Source organism: Bacillus sp. Marseille-Q3570, assembly GCF_946151055.1.
Lineage (GTDB): Bacteria > Bacillota > Bacilli > Bacillales > Fictibacillaceae > Pseudalkalibacillus.
Genome location: NZ_CAMGYZ010000049.1, coordinates 1 through 881, shown reverse-complemented (window position 1 = coordinate 881; position 881 = coordinate 1). Strand labels below are relative to the sequence as shown.

Genomic DNA, 881 nt, shown 5'->3' with positions numbered 1-881 from the left:
CATGTGCTTCTTTGCAAAAGCATCAATGTCCTTTAGTTTAACATTACATAATCGCTCTTTGAAATTAAATGTTTTAGTGGCAGAATCGTTCTTGAGTTTTGCGTGTAACGGTATAAACAGGACAAAAGGAGTAATGCCGTACAATTTGTTTGGCGACTTTTTTTGTTTGAATACACCGAATGTTGATTCAATGATATCAGAAGAGATGTTGCGTGATTCATAAGAAGCATTCAACTTCGCTTCATGCTCCTTGAGGTACTCTAAAATCTCGATTCCAAGCATAGCTCTGCGGTTGTTTGCATTACCGATGACGTGCTGCATGATATATTTCTTGCACTTGTTACAGGTCTCAAGATTGAATCCATCTGTTTTATAGACGGCTTCTATATACTCTACAGCACATACAGCGACTTTCAATTCAACCAATAGTTCCTTGTAATCAAGAATGAAGGCATACGCCTCCTGCATTTTCTCTGGGAGTTTATCGAAACTTTCAAGCATTTTGTTGCCCCAATCAACCCATGAATGGAAATTCATGAATCTGGCGATACTACGCATATTGGGAGGTAAAAGATATGCTTTATCTGTAAGTTGATATTGCAATCTGATTTTCCCAAGAAGTGCAGTAAAGTTCATAAAATCAGGTTGTTTTCCATAAGCATGCTTAAAGCATGTGCCCATGGCATGACTGATATCGATATGGTGCAGCAAACCTGATTGCTTAATTCCATTTGTAAGATTATGAGCTTGGTCGCTGATGATATATTCAGGCTTAGCCCCAATTCCTTCAATGGATTTTTCAATCTCTTGCTTGATGTCATCCCCTTTAAAGCCACCACTGGATTTCATGCCGATAACAGTAACGTCTTCATGCTTAATGG

The 881-nt window shown here is 38.5% G+C and carries 1 protein-coding gene; it reads right to left on the bottom strand.

The window, feature by feature from the left end; all coding sequences use genetic code 11:
• Positions 1-881, bottom strand: an 881-nt coding sequence (locus tag N8M93_RS22700; protein ID WP_261134907.1) for a hypothetical protein, incomplete at both ends; no start/stop codon positions are given.